General features: G+C 64.0%; 16 protein-coding genes and 4 pseudogenes. 8 read left to right on the top strand and 12 right to left on the bottom strand.

Translation table 11 applies throughout. The annotated features are described in order from the left end of the window. Positions 1–14: 14 nt before the first annotated feature. The 3 genes and pseudogenes from ACFQDL_RS18310 to ACFQDL_RS18300 form a co-directional block, all read right to left on the bottom strand. Positions 15–320, bottom strand: coding sequence for an urease subunit beta (locus tag ACFQDL_RS18310; RefSeq protein WP_379910285.1), 306 nt, complete (start codon positions 318–320; stop codon positions 15–17). 10 nt (positions 321–330) lie between these two features. Next, positions 331–631: pseudogene (ureA, locus tag ACFQDL_RS18305) on the bottom strand (urease subunit gamma). A gap of 225 nt (positions 632–856) precedes the next feature. Next, positions 857–1,330 carry a CreA family protein gene (locus ACFQDL_RS18300; protein ID WP_379910284.1) on the bottom strand — a complete coding sequence of 158 codons (474 nt, stop codon included), beginning with the start codon at positions 1,328–1,330 and terminating at the stop codon, positions 857–859. A gap of 137 nt (positions 1,331–1,467) precedes the next feature. Here ACFQDL_RS18300 and ACFQDL_RS18295 point away from each other — a divergent pair, with 137 nt between their 5' ends. Further along, positions 1,468–2,241, top strand: a complete 774-nt coding sequence (locus tag ACFQDL_RS18295) for a hypothetical protein (RefSeq protein ID WP_379910283.1) — start codon at positions 1,468–1,470, stop codon at positions 2,239–2,241. On the opposite strand, the gene ACFQDL_RS18290 is transcribed toward ACFQDL_RS18295, so the two are convergent. From ACFQDL_RS18290 to urtA, 8 genes and pseudogenes are all read right to left on the bottom strand, one after another. Next, on the bottom strand, positions 2,192–2,926 hold the full coding sequence (locus ACFQDL_RS18290; RefSeq protein ID WP_379910282.1) for an aspartate/glutamate racemase family protein: 735 nt from the start codon (positions 2,924–2,926) through the stop codon (positions 2,192–2,194). The two genes, ACFQDL_RS18295 and ACFQDL_RS18290, sit on opposite strands and share 50 nt — an antisense overlap. A 72-nt stretch (positions 2,927–2,998) precedes the next feature. Beyond that, entirely contained in the window at positions 2,999–3,835 is an 837-nt protein-coding gene (locus ACFQDL_RS18285) for an urease accessory protein UreD (RefSeq protein ID WP_379910281.1), read from the bottom strand. Positions 3,836–4,013: 178 nt separating this feature from the next. Then, positions 4,014–4,708: pseudogene (gene urtE / locus ACFQDL_RS18280) on the bottom strand (urea ABC transporter ATP-binding subunit UrtE). A 6-nt stretch (positions 4,709–4,714) separates the two neighbouring features. Continuing rightward, positions 4,715–5,548 (bottom strand): annotated as a pseudogene (gene urtD / locus ACFQDL_RS18275) (urea ABC transporter ATP-binding protein UrtD); the annotation flags it as partial. Continuing rightward, positions 5,508–6,632, bottom strand: a complete 1,125-nt coding sequence (urtC, locus tag ACFQDL_RS18270) for an urea ABC transporter permease subunit UrtC (protein ID WP_379910280.1) — start codon at positions 6,630–6,632, stop codon at positions 5,508–5,510. The pseudogene urtD and the gene urtC, both read right to left, overlap by 41 nt. 84 nt (positions 6,633–6,716) lie before the next feature. Further along, positions 6,717–7,748, bottom strand: coding sequence for an urea ABC transporter permease subunit UrtB (gene urtB / locus ACFQDL_RS18265; protein ID WP_379910279.1), 1,032 nt, complete (start codon positions 7,746–7,748; stop codon positions 6,717–6,719). Then, entirely contained in the window at positions 7,694–8,335 is a 642-nt protein-coding gene (locus ACFQDL_RS18260) for a hypothetical protein (RefSeq protein WP_379910278.1), read from the bottom strand. The genes urtB and ACFQDL_RS18260 overlap by 55 nt, the downstream gene beginning before the upstream one ends. 98 nt (positions 8,336–8,433) lie before the next feature. Then, positions 8,434–9,693, bottom strand: coding sequence for an urea ABC transporter substrate-binding protein (gene urtA / locus ACFQDL_RS18255; protein WP_379913158.1), 1,260 nt, complete (start codon positions 9,691–9,693; stop codon positions 8,434–8,436). A 448-nt stretch (positions 9,694–10,141) separates the two neighbouring features. Between urtA and ACFQDL_RS18250 the strand changes: the two genes are divergently transcribed. The 7 genes and pseudogenes from ACFQDL_RS18250 to ACFQDL_RS18220 all read left to right on the top strand — a co-directional run bounded on the left by ACFQDL_RS18250 (position 10,142) and on the right by ACFQDL_RS18220 (position 17,305). After that, positions 10,142–10,351, top strand: a complete 210-nt coding sequence (locus ACFQDL_RS18250; RefSeq protein WP_379910277.1) for a DUF2788 domain-containing protein — start codon at positions 10,142–10,144, stop codon at positions 10,349–10,351. A gap of 188 nt (positions 10,352–10,539) precedes the next feature. Continuing rightward, positions 10,540–11,112 carry a LemA family protein gene (locus ACFQDL_RS18245; RefSeq protein WP_379910276.1) on the top strand — a complete coding sequence of 191 codons (573 nt, stop codon included), beginning with the start codon at positions 10,540–10,542 and terminating at the stop codon, positions 11,110–11,112. After that, a complete protein-coding gene (locus ACFQDL_RS18240; protein ID WP_379910275.1) occupies positions 11,112–12,035 on the top strand; it encodes a GIDE domain-containing protein in 924 nt (307 codons plus the stop codon). The genes ACFQDL_RS18245 and ACFQDL_RS18240 overlap by 1 nt, the downstream gene beginning before the upstream one ends. A gap of 294 nt (positions 12,036–12,329) precedes the next feature. Continuing rightward, a complete protein-coding gene (locus tag ACFQDL_RS18235) occupies positions 12,330–12,746 on the top strand; it encodes a hypothetical protein (protein ID WP_379910274.1) in 417 nt (138 codons plus the stop codon). 96 nt (positions 12,747–12,842) lie between these two features. Further along, positions 12,843–13,694 (top strand): 3-deoxy-8-phosphooctulonate synthase, encoded by an 852-nt coding sequence (gene kdsA, locus ACFQDL_RS18230; protein ID WP_379910273.1) that lies wholly within the window; start codon positions 12,843–12,845, stop codon positions 13,692–13,694. A 94-nt stretch (positions 13,695–13,788) separates the two neighbouring features. After that, a pseudogene (locus ACFQDL_RS18225) lies at positions 13,789–15,875 on the top strand (SUMF1/EgtB/PvdO family nonheme iron enzyme). A gap of 38 nt (positions 15,876–15,913) precedes the next feature. After that, positions 15,914–17,305 carry a DUF4139 domain-containing protein gene (locus ACFQDL_RS18220; protein ID WP_379910272.1) on the top strand — a complete coding sequence of 464 codons (1,392 nt, stop codon included), beginning with the start codon at positions 15,914–15,916 and terminating at the stop codon, positions 17,303–17,305. A 203-nt stretch (positions 17,306–17,508) separates the two neighbouring features. Here the strand turns inward: ACFQDL_RS18220 and ACFQDL_RS18215 are convergent, their stop codons facing one another. Then, the gene (locus ACFQDL_RS18215) at positions 17,509–17,988 is read right to left on the bottom strand and encodes a tetratricopeptide repeat protein (protein WP_379910271.1); all 480 of its coding nucleotides are present in this window, start codon (positions 17,986–17,988) and stop codon (positions 17,509–17,511) included. Between the last annotated feature and the right edge of the window lie 97 nt (positions 17,989–18,085).

Here is an 18,085-nt window from a genome sequence, read left to right as displayed (position 1 = left end):
TGAAATCCTGGCCATTACAGATCCCCCATCACTTTGCCCTGGAAGCCGAATACCCGGCGATCGCCGGCATAAGCCACCAGTTCGACGGTGCGGGTCTGGCCCGGCTCGAAGCGCACCGCGGTGCCGGCGGCGATATCGAGGCGAAAGCCCCGCGCCTGGTCGCGATCGAACTGCAGCGCCTCGTTGACTTCATAAAAGTGGTAGTGGGAGCCGACCTGGATCGGCCGGTCACCGGTGTTGGCCACCTCGAGGGTGACGGTGGGACGGCCGGCGTTGAGCTCGATCTCGCCATCCTGAACGATCATCTCTCCGGGAATCATGCCGCACTCCTCAAACGATCGGATCGTGAACGGTGACGAGCTTGGTGCCGTCCGGGAAGGTCGCCTCGACCTGCACCTCGTGCACCATTTCGGGCACCCTCCATGACGTCTTCGGCGCTCAGCAGCGTGCGGCCGTAGTCCATCAATTCGGCGACGGTGCGGCCATCGCGCGCGCCCTCGAGGATCGCGGCGCTGATATAGGCCACCGCTTCGGGGTAGTTGAGCTTCAGCCCCCGTGCCTTGCGGCGTTCGGCCAACAGCCCTGCCGTGAACAGCAGCAACTTGTCCTTCTCCCGTGGCGTCAGTTCCATACCGGACCTCTCCATCAATGGCTGGCAGCCGGTGTCGCGAGCGCTCAACCGGCGGATGGCAATAAGGACTGCAATACCCGGACCAATCCGGCATCCGGACGCCAGGCGGTCAAAACAGCGCTGAACGGCGTTATTTATGCCCCGCAACAGGGCGCTACTGACAGGATAGGCGTCATTATGGGGCGTAGCATGCACCACGGCCTGCCACGCGGGAGAAAAAGCCCCTCAGGGCTGAGTGGGGATATCGAGCTCGGACCAAACCGGATTGCCCCAGAGCGGCACCGTGGACAGGGCGTGCTTGTGGCTGCCCTGGACCTCCTTGGTCGAGTAGCTGACGTACAGCAGCGTGCGGTTCTCGGCATCGAAGATGCGCCGCACCTTCAGCGACTTGAACAAGACGCTCTTGGAGGTGCGAAACAGCACTTCTCCGCTCTTCGACTTGTCGATCGCGGCGATCATCCCGGCGGTGATAGGACCCGTCTGACGACAGGCGATGGACATGTCCGAGGGGTCGGCGAAGTCGAGATTGGCCTCGACATGGCTGATATGGCAGGTGACACCCGGTATCTTCGGGTCCTTCAGCATTTCCAGCTTGATGTCCTTGGTGGTGAAGACGCCGAGACTGACCTCGCCGACTTCGCTGTCGGAACAGCCCGCCAGCATCAGCCCAAGACCCAGTGCAGCGATGATAGTGCGCATGAAAACTCCCTCTGAACAGCGATCCGCAACGATATTATCGGAGTTTAAGCATCGATTCAGTTGATTGTTGTCCTAATGGTTAAAGGTGGGAGACAGGAAAGCTCCTAACGTCCCACTCCCGATCTTGGAGGTGACCCATGTCATCCAGAATCATCGCGGGACCGGCGCTGCTGATAACGGCCTTGCTGCTCACGGCCTGCGCTTCCGGTCCCTACCATACCAGCGCCACTGTCGGCGGCACCGGCTACTACGACAGCCGCTACGACGACTTCTACTTCTATCCCAACGTCGGCGTCTATTTCAGCATTCGCTCGGGCGATTACTGGTATCGCCCTCACGGTCACTGGACCCGGGTGCGGACGCTGCCGTCCCATATCCACCTGCAGCCCCGTCACAGGGTGAAGCTGCGCCTTGACCATGACCGCCCCTACCGCCACTACGACGACCATCGCCGCCGCTATCACCATCGCGACCGCGATTGGGACAGAGACAGGGATCGGGACCGCGACTGGGACAGACGCCGGGACCGCGACGATCACCGCTGGCGCGATCGCAGCCGGTTCGAGCGCGACCGTCACTGGGACAGGCAACGGGAGAACGACTCGATCAGGCGGACCGATGACCGGAACCGCCGTCTGCACGACAGGTACCGGGACGACGACCGTCACAGACGGAGCCTGGATGGCGACCGGCGCCCGGAGCGATTCACCAGAGAGCCGTCTCGAAAGTCCTGGCAACATGACAACCGCCACGAGCGAGGCAAGGCCGATGCGGTGCCCCGCCACTACAACAGGGGCGACCGGGCCCGGCACCATGACCGGACGCCGGACAGCCGAGGCAGCCGGGATCCGGTACAGGATCTCAGATGGTTCCATCGACTTTTCGATCGCGACCGGGACGGGGACTCCTGAAGCCCTCCTGCCAGTCGATACCGGCATGCTGCATCGACAGCAGCGTCTCGGCCAGCGCCAGCGTGGCCTGGAACGAGTCGATGACCGGAATCTCGAACTGCGCCTGCAGCTCGGTGCCGATGCCGGCAAAGGCCGCTCCGCCGATCAGCACCGCACCGGGTTGCAGCGCCTCGACCGCCTCCTTCACCTGGTCCGCCATCGTTTCGATCAGCGCATCGCGCTCGCTCAGGGGATCCAGCGCCAGTTGATCCAGTGCACGGATGCCGATACAGCCACCCATCAGGCCACGGCGCTCGAGTTCCTGGTGCAGCATGCCTGGCCACTGCTGCCCGGCGGTCAGAATGACGAACCGGTCACTGAGTTGACGCGCCGCCCGGACACCGGACTCGAGCATATCGATCAGCGGATAGGGTGCGCTCGCCCGCAGGCGCTCGATATCGGGCAGGCCAAAGCAGCCGACGATCGCCAGATCGACGTCTGCGATCGGCTGTTGCAGCAGTTCCTGCACCGCGTCACAGGCGGCGACACAGTGCTCCCGGGTGTTGATATAGGGGTATCCAGAGGCCGCACTCAGACCGCGAACCTCCCCATCGTCACCGAACCAGTCCGCGGCAAGCCTCACCATGCTCTGCGTCATGGCCGTATTGGTGTTGCCGTTGAGGATCAGATACCGGTTTCTGGTCATCGGCTGCGCTCCCGAGCAACGAGGATGAACAGCCGAGTGTAGACCAAAGTCGCAGCCGATTGCCGTCTTTTTTCAGGTGGCCCAGATCCGTGGCGGGCAGGGCTCGAGTCCAAGCAGCGCCTGACGCAACAGACCCCATACGGGTACCAGTGCCGCCTGGACACCTTCGGTACTCTGCCCCAGCATTCGCACCGCCAGCACGCCATCGACCAGGGTTGCGCCGACCGGCAGTTGTGCAAATCGCTCGTCGATCAACTGCTGCACGGCATCGAGCATCGTCTGGTCGGCGCCGACCGCATACAGCGAAGCCGCCATCGCATGGCCGCGCAGACCGGCAGCGGCCCGGTACTGATCATCGCCGAGCACCTGCAGACGGTCGAGCAGCACCCGTTGCCCGTCCAGCCAGAACTCGGCCAGGCTGTCGACGGCACCCTGATCGAACCGCTCGCCGTTGGCCGGCCGCCCCAGGCAGTGCAGCTCCCAACCGAGAAACTGGCCACCCTCGTCGATCTCGATGCGACTGCGCAACCGGGCCCGTGCGCCGGGGAAATAGATCGCCTCCTGCGGCAGCCACTCGAGCGATGCTCCGGCTTCGACTCGCAGGAGCTGCGTCTGCAAGGCCGTCAATCCGGCCGAGCGGTAGAACTTGGTCGCCCCCGGCGTCGTGATCAACGCCCGGGCACCCGCCGCGACCCGCACCTCGATCTCCAGTTCATCGCCGCCCACCACCCCGCCGGGCGGGTGCAGCAGGTAGCAGTGACAGACGCCTGTCTCGGGATAAAAGGGGCGCTGCACCGCCAGCGGTCCGCGCTGGCTGCGATGCACCAGCCGCGTCCGGCCGGGCCTGGGCTCGAAGCCCAGCTCCAGCCGCGCCTGCCAGCCGCGGGATTCAGGTATAGCCATATTCATGGGATAAGCTCCAAATTGAAAGCGTAGCGGGTGATAGCAACCACCGGCCCCGCTCGTAGGAGCGCCGCCCCGGAGCGAACGGGGTTAGCACCGTGCCGGCCCTGTTCGCCGCGGGGCGCGGCTCCTACGTGGTCTCAGGGTCACCTGCCGCTCGTAGCTTGTCGCTTGCCGCTTTCTCTTAAACCGTAAGATACTGCCGGATCAGGCCATCGTCGAGCTGGTCCATCGCGCCGGTGGCGACGCTGCGGCCGCGGTCGAGGATGCAGAAGCGGTCGGCGACCTTGCGCGCGAACGGCAGTTTCTGCTCGACCAGCAGCACCGTCAGGCCGATCTCGCGGTTCAGGTGGCGGATGATATCGCCGATCTCCTGTACCACGTTGGGCTGAATGCCCTCGGTCGGCTCGTCGAGGATCAGCAGCTTCGGATCCACCACCAGTGCCCGGCCGATCGCCAGCTGCTGCTGCTGACCACCGGAGAGATCCCCGCCGCGCCGGTTGAGCATCTGCCTGAGCACCGGGAACAGCTCGAAGATATAGTCGGGCACCCTGCGGTCGCCTCTTTTGCGCACCGGCAGGCCGATCTGCAGGTTTTCCTCGACCGTCAGCAGCGGAAAGATCTGCCGCCCCTGGGGCACATAGCCGATCCCGAGCCGCGGGCGCTGCTCCACCGAACGGGCCAGCAAATCGCTCCCCCCAGCTCGATGGTGCCGCTGCGCACCGCCTGATGCCCCATGATGCACTGCAACAAGGTGGTCTTGCCGACGCCATTTCGCCCCATCATCACCGTGCACTCCCCTTCGGGCACCTCGAGATCAATATCCCAGAGGGTATGGCTCTCGCCGTAGAACTGATTGAGCCCGCTTACCTTCAGCATCTCATTCCCCAGGTAGACTTCGACGACCTTCCGGTCATTCTGCACCTGATCCATGGTGCCCTCCGCCAGCACCGACCCCTGGTGCAGTACCGTGACGGTGCGCCCGCCTGCGGCCAGGTTGCGGACGAAATCCATGTCGTGCTCGACCACCACCACCGAGTGGCGGCCGGCGAGTGAAATCAGCAGCTCGGCGGTGCGGTCCATCTCCTGATGGGTCATGCCGGCGACCGGCTCGTCCACCAGCAGCAGGCGCGGGCGCTGCATCAGCAGCATGCCGATCTCGAGCCACTGCTTCTGGCCGTGGGACAGGCTGCCGGCCCGCAGCGCCGCCTGCTCCCCGAGGCCGATCATCTCCAGCACGCTGTCGAGATGGTCGCGCTGCTCGCCGCTGAGTTTCGCCCGCAGGAGGGTCCAGAGTTTTCGGTCGTCATCCATCGCCAGCTCCAGGTTTTCCGCGACGCTGAGAAACTCGAACACCGTCGGTTTCTGGAACTTGCGGCCGATGCCGGCCTGGGCGATCGCCGGCTCGTCGAGTTCGAGCAGGTTGATGCTCTGACCGAACCAGGCCGAACCGCTGTCGGGGCGGGTCTTGCCGGTGATGATATCCATCATCGTGGTCTTGCCGGCACCGTTGGGTCCGATGATGCAGCGCAGCTCGCCGTCGTTGATATAGAGGTTCAGGTCGTCGATCGCCCGGAAACCGTCGAAGCTGACCGAGATGCCTTCCAGGTACAGCAGCACCTGGTGGCTGACGTCCACCCGGTGCGGCTGCGACCGCTGCATGAACGGATAGACATGATCACGGTCGAGCATCTGCTCGAAAATGCTGGCAACGGTCATGCGCGGGCCTCCTTGCGCCGCAAAATCCGGTGAGCCCCTGCGGCAACAGCAGCGTCACCATCACGAAGAGTCCGCCGAGGGCGAACAGCCAGACTTCCGGCAACTCGGCGGTCAGGTACGTTTTGGCATAGTTGATCACCAGGGCCCCGACCACGGCGCCGTAGAGGGTGGCGCGACCACCGACGGCGACCCAGACCACCACCTCGATGGAGTTCAGCGGCGAGAACTCGTTGGGATTGATGATGCCGACCTGAGGCACGTAGAGGGCGCCGGCGATACCGGCCAGCATCGCCGAGACGGTGAAGACCCCGAGCTTGACGTTCTCGACCCGGTAGCCGAGAAAGCGCGCCCGCGACTCGGCATCGCGCACCGCGACGCAGACCCGTCCGAGCCGGCCCGCCATCAGCACGCGGCACAGCAGGTAGCCGAGCATCAGCGCCAGCGCCGAGGCCACGAAGAGTCCGATGCGGGTGCTGTCGGCCTGGAGGTCGAAGCCGAGCAGGTCCTTGAAGTCGGTCAGGCCGTTGTTGCCGCCAAAACCCATTTCGTTGCGGTAGAAGGCCAGCATCAGCGCATAGGTCAGGGCCTGGGTGATGATCGACAGGTAGACGCCGGAGACCCGCGAACGGAACGCCAGGGCGCCGAAGACGAATGCCAGCAGGCCGGGCACCAGCAGCACCATCAGCGCGGCGAACCAGAACTGATCGAAGCCGTGCCAGAACCAGGGCAGTGCGTCCCAGTTCAGGAATACCATGAAATCCGGCAGCTGCGGATTGCCGTAGACGCCGCGGTCGCCGATCTGGCGCATCAGGTACATGCCCATGGCATAGCCGCCGAGGGCGAAAAAGGCCGCATGTCCCAGGGTCAGGATGCCGAGATAGCCCCAGACCAGGTCGACCGCCACCGCCAGCAGCGCCAGCGTCAGGTACTTGCCCATCAGGGTGACGGTATAGGTCGGCACGTGCAGCGGATGCCCTTCGGGTACCACCAGATTCAGCAACGGCACCAGGATCGTCAGTGCCAGCAGCACGCCCAGCAGTACCTGGCCGCCGCGGTCTTCCTTGAGCGCTTTCAGTGACAGCATGCTTCAGCCCTCCGCCGCACGACCGCCGTTGATGGGGAAACAGGCCGCGCCCGTCACATTTCTCGCTACGCCCAACAGCATGGCTCAGCCCTCCGCCGCACGACCACGCTGCGGAAATAACCCGCGCGGGCGCTTCTGAATGAACAGGATGATGAACACCAGCACCAGGATCTTGGCCAGCACCGCGCCGGCCCAGGGCTCCAGCACCTTGTTGGCGACGCCGAGGCTGAGGCCCGCGACCAGGGTGCCCCAGAGATTGCCGACACCGCCGAACACCACCACCATGAAGGAATCGATGATATAGGCCTGGCCGAGGTTCGGACCGACGTTGGTCAGTTGCGACAGCGCCACACCGGCGACGCCCGCCACGCCGGAGCCGAGACCGAAAGTCATTGCATCGACCCACTTCGAACGCACCCCCATCGCCCGGGCCATGGCCCGGTTCTGGGACACGGCGCGAACCTGCAGGCCCAGCGACGTACGCTTGAGCACCAGCACCAGGGCGAGGAAGACCAGCAGGCAGAACAGGATGATGTAGAGCCGGCTCAGGGTCAGCGAAAACACCGGATTGATCTCGACCAGACCGCTCATCCAGTCGGGTGTCGCCACCGAACGGTTCAGCGGCGAGAAGATCGAGCGCACCGCCTGCTGCAGTATCAGGCTGATGCCGAAGGTCGCCAGCAGCGTTTCCAGCGGGCGGCCATAGAGGAAGCGGATCACGCCGCGCTCGATGGCGATGCCGACCAGGGCCGACACCAGGAAGGCCGCCGGTATCGCCACCAGAATGGAAGCCCCGATATGATTGGGCATCAGTTGCTGGATCACGTAGGTGGTGTAGGCACCGAGCATGATCAGCTCGCCGTGGGCCATGTTGATCACGCCCATGACACCGAAAGTGATCGCCAGACCGATACCGGCCAGTACCAGTACCGACCCGAGGCTGATGCCGAAGTAGAGCGTTTCGAGCATGCCGTAGTAGCGCACCTTTTCGTCGATGCCGTTCAGCGCCAGCTGCGCCCGCTGCCTGAGCGGGGCACTGACATCCGAGGCCAGCAGCGCGCTCAGCGCATTGCGCACCGGCGGTTCGAGCGAGCCCTCGAGGCGCTCGACCGCCAACAGCCGGGCCGCCTCGTCTCCTGGCCAAGATCCCGGATAGCCAGCGCCAGCGTCATCAGATCCCGCACCTCCGTGACCGGCTCGCTGGCGATGCGGTTGCGCAGCACCGCCACCGTCTCGTCATCCAGGGCGCCGAGCAGTTCGCGCACCGCCGAAGCCCGGCGTTGCGGGTCCTCCGATTTGAGGCCGAGCTCCGCCAGCGCCTGGCTGATCTGGCCACGCATCTGGTTGTTCAGCGTCACCCGCTTGAAGTCGCGGGTTTTCCCGATGTCGATACGGCTCCCGTCCAGCAGATCGACGGCCGGAGCGCCGGTCTCGTGATTCCCGATCACGAACAGGCGATCGTCGCGCTTGCGATAGTACAGCTCGCCCTGCTGCAGCAGACGCAGGATCTCGCGGGTACGGGGATGATTGCGCTCCACCAACAGACTGACTGCCTGTGCGCGCGCGTCGAATTTCTGCACCAGTAACGCACTCGCCTCCTGCAGCGTATCGTCCGTGGCAGCCCGGCTCTCCATCGACAGAGCAAGCAGCACGGTGATCAGCATCCAGAGCGCGAAAAAGGGCAGCAGCCGGGCCATGGGCATGGGTTCTCCAACAGGTGTCTCAGATCGGACACCGGCACAGCGGCGTGCCGGCACAGAGTCGGTGCTGGCAGGGACAGATCTGTCCCTGCCCTGTCAGATCAGAAGTTCTGACCCGAGCACTTGCCGGTCCTGGTGTTGTAGTTGCCGCATGACAGCGGTGCCCGCCAGTCGGAGATAATGTCCTTCGAGCCTTCCAGATAGTCGGACCAGGCATCGCCGGCCACGGTGCCGGAGGTTTCCCAGACCACCTCGAACTGACCGTCATCCTGGATTTCGCCGATCAGCACGGGCTTGGTGATATGATGGTTCGGCATCATGGTGGAGTAACCGCCGGTGAGGTTCGGCACCGAGACACCGACAATGGCATCCTGCACCGCGGCCGGATCGGTGGTGCCGGCCTTCTTGACCGCCTCGACCCACATGTTGAAGCCGATGTAGTGGGCCTCCATCGGATCGTTGGAAACGCGCTTGTCGTCCTTGATATAGCTGTGCCAGCTGTCGATAAAGCCGTCGTTGGCCTCTGAATCGACGCTCATGAAGTAGTTCCAGGCTGCGAGATGGCCGACCAGCGGCGCGGTGTCGATGCCGGAGAGCTCCTCTTCGCCCACCGAGAAGGCCACCACCGGAATATCGCCGGCCGAGACGCCCTGGGCGCCCAGCTCCTTGTAGAAGGGCACATTGGCGTCACCGTTGATCGTCGAGACGACGGCGGTCTTCTTGCCCTCGGAACCGAATTTCTTGATGTCCGAGACGATCGACTGCCAGTCGGAGTGTCCGAAGGGCGTGTAGTTGATCATGATGTCCTCGGCCGCCACGCCTTTGGCTTTCAGGTAGGCTTCGAGGATCTTGTTGGTGGTGCGCGGATAGACATAGTCGGTACCGGCCAGCACCCAGCGTTCGACACCGAGGTCGTTCATCAGGTAGTCGACGGCCGGCACGGCCTGCTGGTTGGGCGCGGCACCGGTGTAGAAGACGTTTTTCGACGACTCTTCGCCCTCGTACTGCACCGGATAGAACAGCAGGCTGTTCAGCTCCTCGAACACCGGCAATACCGATTTGCGGGATACCGAGGTCCAGCAGCCGAACACCGCATCAACGCCGTTTTTCTCCACCAGCTCGCGGGCTTTCTCGGCGAACAGCGGCCAGTTCGAGGCCGGATCCACCACCACCGGCTCCAGCTTCCTCCCCAGCAGACCGCCTTTCCTGTTCTGCTCCTCGATCAGCATCAGCATGGTGTCCTTCAGCGTGGTTTCGCTGATCGCCATGGTGCCGGAGAGCGAATGCAGGACGCCGACCTTGATGGTGTCTTCCGCCGCCACTGCCACATTCATCGAGACCGACAGCGCCAGCGCGGACATCGAACCGAACAGCAGCCTGGACTTTGATTTACCGGTATTCATCAACAGTCACCCCTTCTTCGATTAAGTGCATCAGTCAGAAACATGCGCAGTACTTTTTGCAGAGGTTTTTCTGCGACGGGAATTCTGCAAAGGGGTGCCAACTGTCGCCGAATGGCGCCGGAGCCCTTTCTCTCGGCGCCTCCAGGCTGACAGGAGCTGTCCAGGTGCGACCCTGGCCTGCCGGAATGCGCCCTCAGGGTGCAGGCCGCGCCCCTATTGGCGCAACGCACCAACCTGAACCATCAGCCGGCCGTTGCGTTCAGGGCCGGCAGACACCGCCGCGAAGCACAATCATGCAGAAAAAATACACCTACAAAACACCGGTTCTTTGGCGGGCAGCATTGCTGTACAATTGCCGACCAATTTTTCCCCTCTTCTTTTTATCCCTTTTTCAGAGGAGCCCTGCATGCGTCTGGCTGAAATGGAATCCATCGCCCTGAACATTGGCCTCGCCATGTTCGCGGCCTTCGTGTTTTTCATCATTTACGACCTGGCGAAAAAGTCGAAGGCCGGCAAGTTCGGCACCGCCATGCTGTTCGTCGTCCTCGGCATGGGCCTCTTCGCCTTCGTCATCAAGACCGTGGTCGTCGAATTGATGGGCGGCGGGAATATTTAACAAGCGGTAAGCCGAATGTGGGAGCCCACTCTGTGGGCGAACAACCCCGGTGCCAGGTCTGTTCGCCCGGAGACCGGGCTCCCACAGGCCGTAGGGTGCCGGTAAGCGGAGCGCACCGCACCATTCCTGGCGACTCACCTGCTTCCATTACGCTATAGTTCGGAAAAAGAACGCCAAGGACGACCGCCATGGACCCCGTTACCCTGATCGTACTGGCCGCACTGGTACTGCTGCTGTTGTACGGCATCACGCTGTACAACAACCTGGTGCGCCTCAAGCACAACGTATCCAAGGCCTGGGCCAATATCGACGTGCTGCTCAAGCAGCGTCACGACGAACTGCCCAAGCTGGTCGAGACCTGCAAGCAGTACATGGGCTACGAGCAGCAAACCCTCGAGGCCGTGATGCGGGCCCGCAGTTCGGTCTCCGAAGCCCGTGAAGCCCAGGATGTGAAGGCGCTCGGCAAGGCCGAAACCCAGCTGCGTTTCGGCCTCGGCAACCTCTTCGCCGTCGCCGAAGCCTACCCCGACCTCAAGGCCAACGAGTCCTTTCAACACCTGCAGTCGCGCATCACCGGCCTCGAAACCGCGATCGCCGACCGGCGCGAGTTCTACAACGAGTCGGTCAACCTCAACAATATCCGCATCGAACAGTTCCCCGACAACCTGGTCGCCGGCAGGTTCGGCTTCAGGGCCGCGGACCTGCTGGAGTTCGAAGAGGAGCAGAAGGCCGACGTGGATATCAGGGCACTGTTCGGCTGATGCTGATAGACGTCACCGGCCTCGAGTACCATGAGCGCCTGCTGTTTCTGCTGCTTTGCGCCGGCATCGTCGCCGCCGGAACCTGGTATGGATTCCGCCAGCTGCGGCGCTACCGCCTGATCGCCGATACCCCGACAGCCCGGGTGCGCTCGGCCCACCAGGGCTATGTCGAACTGGTCGGCCAGGCATTGCCGGGTCCCGAGGGTCCGGTGCGCTCGCCGCTCACCGGCAACGAATGCCTCTGGTACCACTACCGGGTCGAGCGCGAGAAAGGCAGCGGCAAGAACCGCCGCTGGGTGACCGAAAAAGAGGGCACCTCGAGCCAGTGGTTCCAGCTCGACGACGGCAGCGGCATCTGCCAGATCGATCCCGAGGGCGCCCGGATCCGGGCCGAGAGCCGGCGTCGCTGGTACGGCAGCACGCCGATGCCCGGCGCCCGTCCCGCCCGCAGTGGCTCGCTGTTGAATATCTCCCTGAGTTTCGGCCGGCGCTATCGCTATCTGGAGGAGCTGATCCTCGAGTATGAAACCCTTTATGCCCTGGGGCGCTTTCAGAGCGTCGGTGGCGGCCGCGACCAGCTCGATCGGGACAGCACCGCCGGCGAACTGATCCGGCGCTGGAAGACCCGCTATGACGATCTGCTCGCACGTTTCGACAGCGACGGCAACGGCCAGCTGGACACGGATGAATGGCAGCGCGTCCAGACCGAAGCACAGCGCCAGGCCCGGCAGCAGCAGCGTCAGCTGCATGCGTTGCCGACGATGCATATCCTCAACTGCCCCGACGAGAGCGATCAGCCCTATCTGCTCTCGACCCATGACGAGGAAAAGCTGTCGCGCCATTATCGCTGGTATGCCCACGGCTGCTTCCTGGCCGTACTGGCCGCCAGCTGGATGGCCGGCGAACTCCTGCTGACCCTCTGAGTGTTCAGTTATCGGTACAGCATCCCCCCGGCTATCAGTTGCCGCTGATACAAACCGGAAAGAGCCGAAAAAATTTGATCCCTTCTGTTCAGGTTACTTTCACCTCGGCCGATATACTGTAGGTATGGAAACGGGAAACGAGCCATAGCGGGCCTTTTCGAGGCTCAAAACCCAGAAATGCAACGGGACTCGAATTTCCGATTTCCAAGGGAGCCGGTGAATGAACCGAGGTCTGATCCAGCACCCCCGATTCATTCACCGACGTCCAAGTTTTTCTGGACTGCGGAGGTTGTCATGAGCAACCTGCAACTCTTTATCCGGCACCCGGACGAGATCCCGCTCGACCTGGAAGTCGTCGAACGTCCTCTCGCCCCTGACGCAACAGCCATGCCCCTGGGCCTTGTCTGCAGATCCCTCGCCCAGCTCGAGTGCGGACAGCAGGTCAGTATCAGCGCCCATGGCATGATCTACTGCCCGAATATCACCGGCCGTATCGACTGGTGCCATCCCGGGCGGGGCGGTTACGAACTCGGCATCCTCTTTGCCAACGGCGAGCACGCGATGCGCATGCGGATGTTCGAACAGGTCTGCCATATCCGCCGCTATCGCCTGCGCATGCGGGAAGAGCAGGGCCGGCTGCTCAGTGAAGACGAGGCGGCGCTGGAGTGGATCGCCAAATACGCCGCACTTTTCCCGGCGAATGACCTATAATCGGGGCCATTCGACCGGGTCCCCGCCGCCAAGGCGGTCCGGCGCCGGGTGACGGCGCAGCCCGCTCTCCAAGACACCCGCTAACGGTAGGAAAAGATGCAGCAGAAAGTCGTACAGGTTGGCAACATCGAGATCGCCAACGACAAGCCCATGGTGCTGTTCGGAGGCATGAACGTACTCGAATCCCGCGACCTGGCCCTCCAGATCGCCGAGCACTATGTCGAAGTCACCGGCAAGCTGGGTATTCCCTATGTCTTCAAGGCCTCCTTCGACAAGGCCAACCGTTCGTCGCTGAGCTCCTTCCGCGGTCCGGGCCTCGACGAAGGCCTGAAGATTCTCGAAGAGGTGAAGAACACCTTCAACGTACCGATCATCAGCGATGTCCATGAGCCCTATCAGGCCGCACCGGCCGCCGAAGTGTGCGACATCATACAGCTGCCGGCCTTTCTGTCGCGTCAGACCGACCTGGTCAGCGCCATGGCCGGGACCGATGCCGCGATCAATATCAAGAAAGCCCAGTTCCTCGCGCCCCACGAAATGAAGCATATCCTGCACAAGTGCGAGGAGGCCGGCAACGACCGCCTGATCCTGTGCGAGCGCGGCAGCTGCTTCGGTTACAACAACCTGATCGTCGATATGCTCGGCTTCACCATCATGAAAGAGTTCGGCTATCCGGTGATGTTCGATGCCACCCATGCACTGCAGATGCCGGGCGGTCGGTCAGACTCCGCCGACGGTCGTCGCGCGATGGTCGCGCAGCTGTCCCGCGCCGGTCTCTCCCAGGGCATTGCCGGCCTCTTCCTCGAAGCTCACCCCGAGCCCGAGAAGGCCAAGTGCGACGGTCCCTGTGCCCTGCCGCTGGCCAAGCTCGAGCCCTATCTCGCCCAGATGAAGGCCGTCGACGAACTGGTCAAGAGCTTCGCGCCGCTGGACACCTCGGCCGTTTGACCGAAAGTTACGGGTTACGCGTAAAAGACAAGCGACTCGCTCGGACAGGTGACGCGTCACGCGTAACCTGTAACGACTCTGTACAAGGCCCGCGATGGAAACGCCTACGGACAAGCAGTACCCGTCTCTCGCCAGCGGCCTGATTCTCGGCCCGGAACACCACCGCTTCCGCCTCGGCGAAGCCCTCGGCGAACACCTGTTCGGCGTCATATGGCTTGCGCGTGACCTTAGCACCACGCCTCAGGCGACGGTCAGCCTGCTGATCCTGAATCCGCCGCTGTTGCGCAACAGCCGCTTCGTCAATGCCTTCAAGAAGCAGCTGACGCTATGCAAGTCCCTGTCCCACGATCACATCGTCGCCAGTTACGGCTACTTCCTCGACCGCAGCGGCCTGCTGTTCAGCGCCCACGAAGCGCTCGATGGCCTGACCCTCACCGGACTGCTGGACAAGGGCCGCGGCCGCAAGCTGCCGAGCGCACAGAAACGAGCCCTGCTGGGACAGCTGGCACTGGCCCTCGATGCCGGTTTTGGCAAGCTGCGCCTGCCCCATGGCGCCCTGACACCGGACCAGGTCTTCATCAACCGCCAGGGTGGCGTCAAGCTGTTCGGCTTCGCCACCGCCGCCTGCGTCGAGTCGGCCGCGGGCATGCTCAACCCGAACGCCCTCGCACCAGGACTCTATCAGTCGGAGACAGCGACCGGCGCCGCCATCGACCGCCACGCCCTGGCGGTGATCGCCTTTGAGCTGTTGAGCGGCGCCCTGCCCTGGCCGTCGGCCGGCCAGGAACGCGACCCTGCCAAGCTGTCTCGACCGTCCAGGATCAGTCCCGACCAGTGGTCGCTGCTGCAGGAGGCACTGGCCGCAGAGGACGTACCGCGCACAGCGGGCACGGCGGCCTGGGTCCGGCAGCTGTTCGATCCCAAGGCGCCGAAACCGCCGGCCAGGCCCGCCCCCGAACCCCCAGCCGAACTCCTCCCCGAAGACAGCAATCTCACCGAGTCGCAACCGTCCGCGCCGCTGCGCCGGCGTCTGGCATCCTGGCTCAAGCGCCTGACCCCGGCAGCGACAACCGATACGGCTGCCGGCGCCGGCGCGCTACAAATGCCGGCCTGGTTCAATCCGAGGCTCGCGGTCTATGCAGGCCTGTTTTTCGGCGGACTGGCACTGGGCTTCTGGCTGGGACTCTGGGCCAGCCAGCGCCAGCTCGACAGCACCCGGGAGCAGCTGCTCGAGGTCGCCCGGCAGGGCGCCGACGTACAAACCGCGCTGCAGGCTCTGCAATCGTCCCCCAGCGGAGCCGATACCGCTCTTCCCGGCCTGGCCGCCGCCAGCGCGGGGCTGACCGCGCTTCCCGTCCATCACAAAGCCGAAACCGATGCCGCGCCTGCGACCGTCAGTGCCGCCGCATCCAGCGCGGACGCGACGACCAGAGTCGACAAAGCGGCCGGCGCCTTTCGCGATGAACTCGACAGTGGCGGCTTCGGCCCTGAGATGGTACCGCTGCCCCGCGGCAGTTTCCTGATGGGCTCCGACTCGAAACTGAGCGACGATAACGAACGCCCGGTGCACCGGGTCAGGATCGAATACGGAGTTGCACTGGCCCGTCACGAGGTGACCTTCGAGCAATACGACCGCTTTGCCGACGCCACCGGCCGCGCCCGGCCCGACGACAATGGCTGGGGCCGCGGCGCCATACCGGTCGTCAACGTCAGTTGGGAGGATGCCCGGGCCTATGCCCGCTGGCTGGCGGCCGAATCCGGTCAGCCCTATCGCCTGCCCACGGAAGCGGAATGGGAGTATGCCGCCCGCGCCGGCACCGGGACGCCCTGGTGGTGGGGCACTGAACTTGGCAGCGGCAATGCGGTCTGTGACGAATGCGGCAGCGAATGGGACGGTCGCCAGCCGGCGCCGGCCGCAAGCCTGAGCGCCAACCCTGGGGCCTGCACGATCTCAACGGCAATGTCGATGAATGGGTCCAGGACTGTTATGCCGATACTTACGAAGGTGCGCCGGACGACGGTTCGTCCCGTACCGCCGCCACCTGCGAGTTTCGGGTGATGCGTGGCGGCTCCTGGTTCGACATCGGCCGGCTGGTGAGATCATCGAGCCGCTACCGGCACCCGCCGGGGGCCCGCCGTTCGAGCTGGGGTTTCCGCGTGGCGGTCGACCTGCCGAATTGAACGATTGCCGCCCGATGACGAGAAAATGGAGAATTTCGATGCGAGCCCCTCTTAACCGCTACAGCCTGGCCCTGACGGCCTTCATCGTCTGCCCGCTGCAGGCCGAGACAACGCTGCCGGTCGACGCCGGCGCCCGCCAGGCGCTGTCGCTGACCGTCTACAATCAGAACCTGGGGCTGGTGCGGGATACCCGGCAACTGCCGGCACTGAGCGCCGGCCAGCCGGTGGTCATCGAGGATGTCAGCCGCCAGATGCAGACCGAGACGCTGTCGATCAACGGCGCCGGCGCCATCCTGGAGCAGACGCTCAACACCAACCTGCTGAATCACCACTCGCTGCTGCAACACTATCTCGGTCGTGAACTGAGCCTGGCGCGACGCAACCCCGCCGACGGCGAAGAGAGCCTCAGCGCGGTAACACTGCTGAGCATCGAGGGCGACCGCGCCCTGGTGCGCCGCAACGAGCAGATCGAGAGCATTCCGCTGGGTCAGGACTGGCGATTCATCTTCCCGCAGCTGCCGGCTCACCTGATCAGCCGCCCGAGTCTCGAGTTTCGCAGCCAGGGAACCCCGGCACCGGCGCCGGCCACCATCAGCTACCTGACCGGCGGACTGAGCTGGCAGATGGACTACGTGCTGAACCTGGACGCCAATGGCCAGCGTATGGCACTGGAAGGTCTTGCCACCCTGCACAACGATACCGGTACCGACTTTCGGGATGCCGGTTTCCAGCTACTGGCCGGCACGATCAATCAACCGGCACCGGAAGCCTACCGCAAGGCCAACCTGGCAATGGCGGCCATGGCCGACGCCAGTGGCATGGCACCGGAGGCCTTCCAGGACTATCACCTCTACAGCCTGCCCCAGCGCACCAGCCTGCTCGATCAGCAACACAAGCAGCTGCCGCTGGTCAGCCAGGCGGCACTGCCGGTCAAGCGGGAATACCGGCACGAGTTCCTGGTGATACCGCGACTGGACAACCAGCGCCACAAGTCCCCCGCACAGACCTGGCTGGCCTTTCGCAATGGCGCCGATCAGCCGTTGCCGGCCGGCGCCGTGCGCACCTTCGCCCCCGATGAACAGGGCCGGCTGCAGTTCGTCGGCGGCGCCCGGATCGACCATACGGCCACAGGCCAGGACGTGGAGCTGCAGCTCGGCGATGCCTTCGACCTGAGCATAGAGCGCCAGCAGACACTGTTCAGCAAGGAGTATGACAGCCAGTTGCTCGAATACGAGGTACTGGTGCGCAACAGCGCCGCCGCCGACAAGCAGCTGCAGCTGGCGGTCAATTTCACCCAGCCCTGGTCCCTGGAACACAGCAGCCTGCCGATGCAGCAGGAAAACAGTGGCCGCGCCCAGTGGACTCTGGACATCCCCGCCGAGGACAAGAGGGTGCTGCGTTTCCGCGTGCGACTGAAAAAGCCGGATTAGCCCACACAAAGGATGGCACTCAGGGCGGCTGTTCGCGGCTAAAGCCGGCCTCGGAAATTTCGGCGCCCGCCGTAGGAGCGCCGCCCCGGTGCGAACAACCTCGGTACCGGAACCTTTCGCCTCGGGGCGAGGCTCCTACGCAATACCGGCCATGGCACCTGTCACGATCAGGGGTGGCCATGAACCATAGAATCTGCCACACGTCAGGCGCCTGCAGAGTCCGGTATCAATGCCTCCCAGCGCGCCCGCTCGGCGGGATCCGGCGTCTGCCCGAGCCCGCCGTCGCGATAGACCTCCACCAGCCGCCTCAGTGCCAGCGGATGTCGCTGCTGCGCCGCCAGACGATAGTAATGCAACGCACGGACGGGATCGGGCGAAAAGCGATGTTCGAAACCCTGCTCGCTGATGCGCCCCATCTGGTAACAGGCCCTGGCGTCCCCCATTCCGGCGGCGCGTTCGAGATAGAGCGCGCCCTGGATGCGGTTGGCGATGCCTTCGCCGCGAAAATGCAGCAAATGTCCGTATACCGACAGGGCACGCCGGCTGCCGTTGTCGGCGGCGAAGCGGAACAGTTTCATGACCAGGTCGTGTTTGCGTTTCGACGACCGCAGCAGCCGCGAGCGGAAGAGCCCGTAGGCCAGCCAGAAAATGGCCGGCGCCATCAACTTCATCAACAGACGCATTTTGACACCCTTTCCCCGGAAGTCCGCTATTGTAAGGCCTGGCGCCGCCCTTTAACAAAGCGCCGGGGTCCGCTATAAAGAACAGCTGCTAACCAGA

The organism is Marinobacterium aestuariivivens (assembly GCF_042661465.1).
Classification (GTDB): Bacteria; Pseudomonadota; Gammaproteobacteria; order Pseudomonadales; family Balneatricaceae; genus Marinobacterium_A; species Marinobacterium_A aestuariivivens.
The sequence above is the reverse complement of the archived record's forward strand: the minus strand, read 5'-3'. Positions and strand labels throughout refer to the sequence as shown.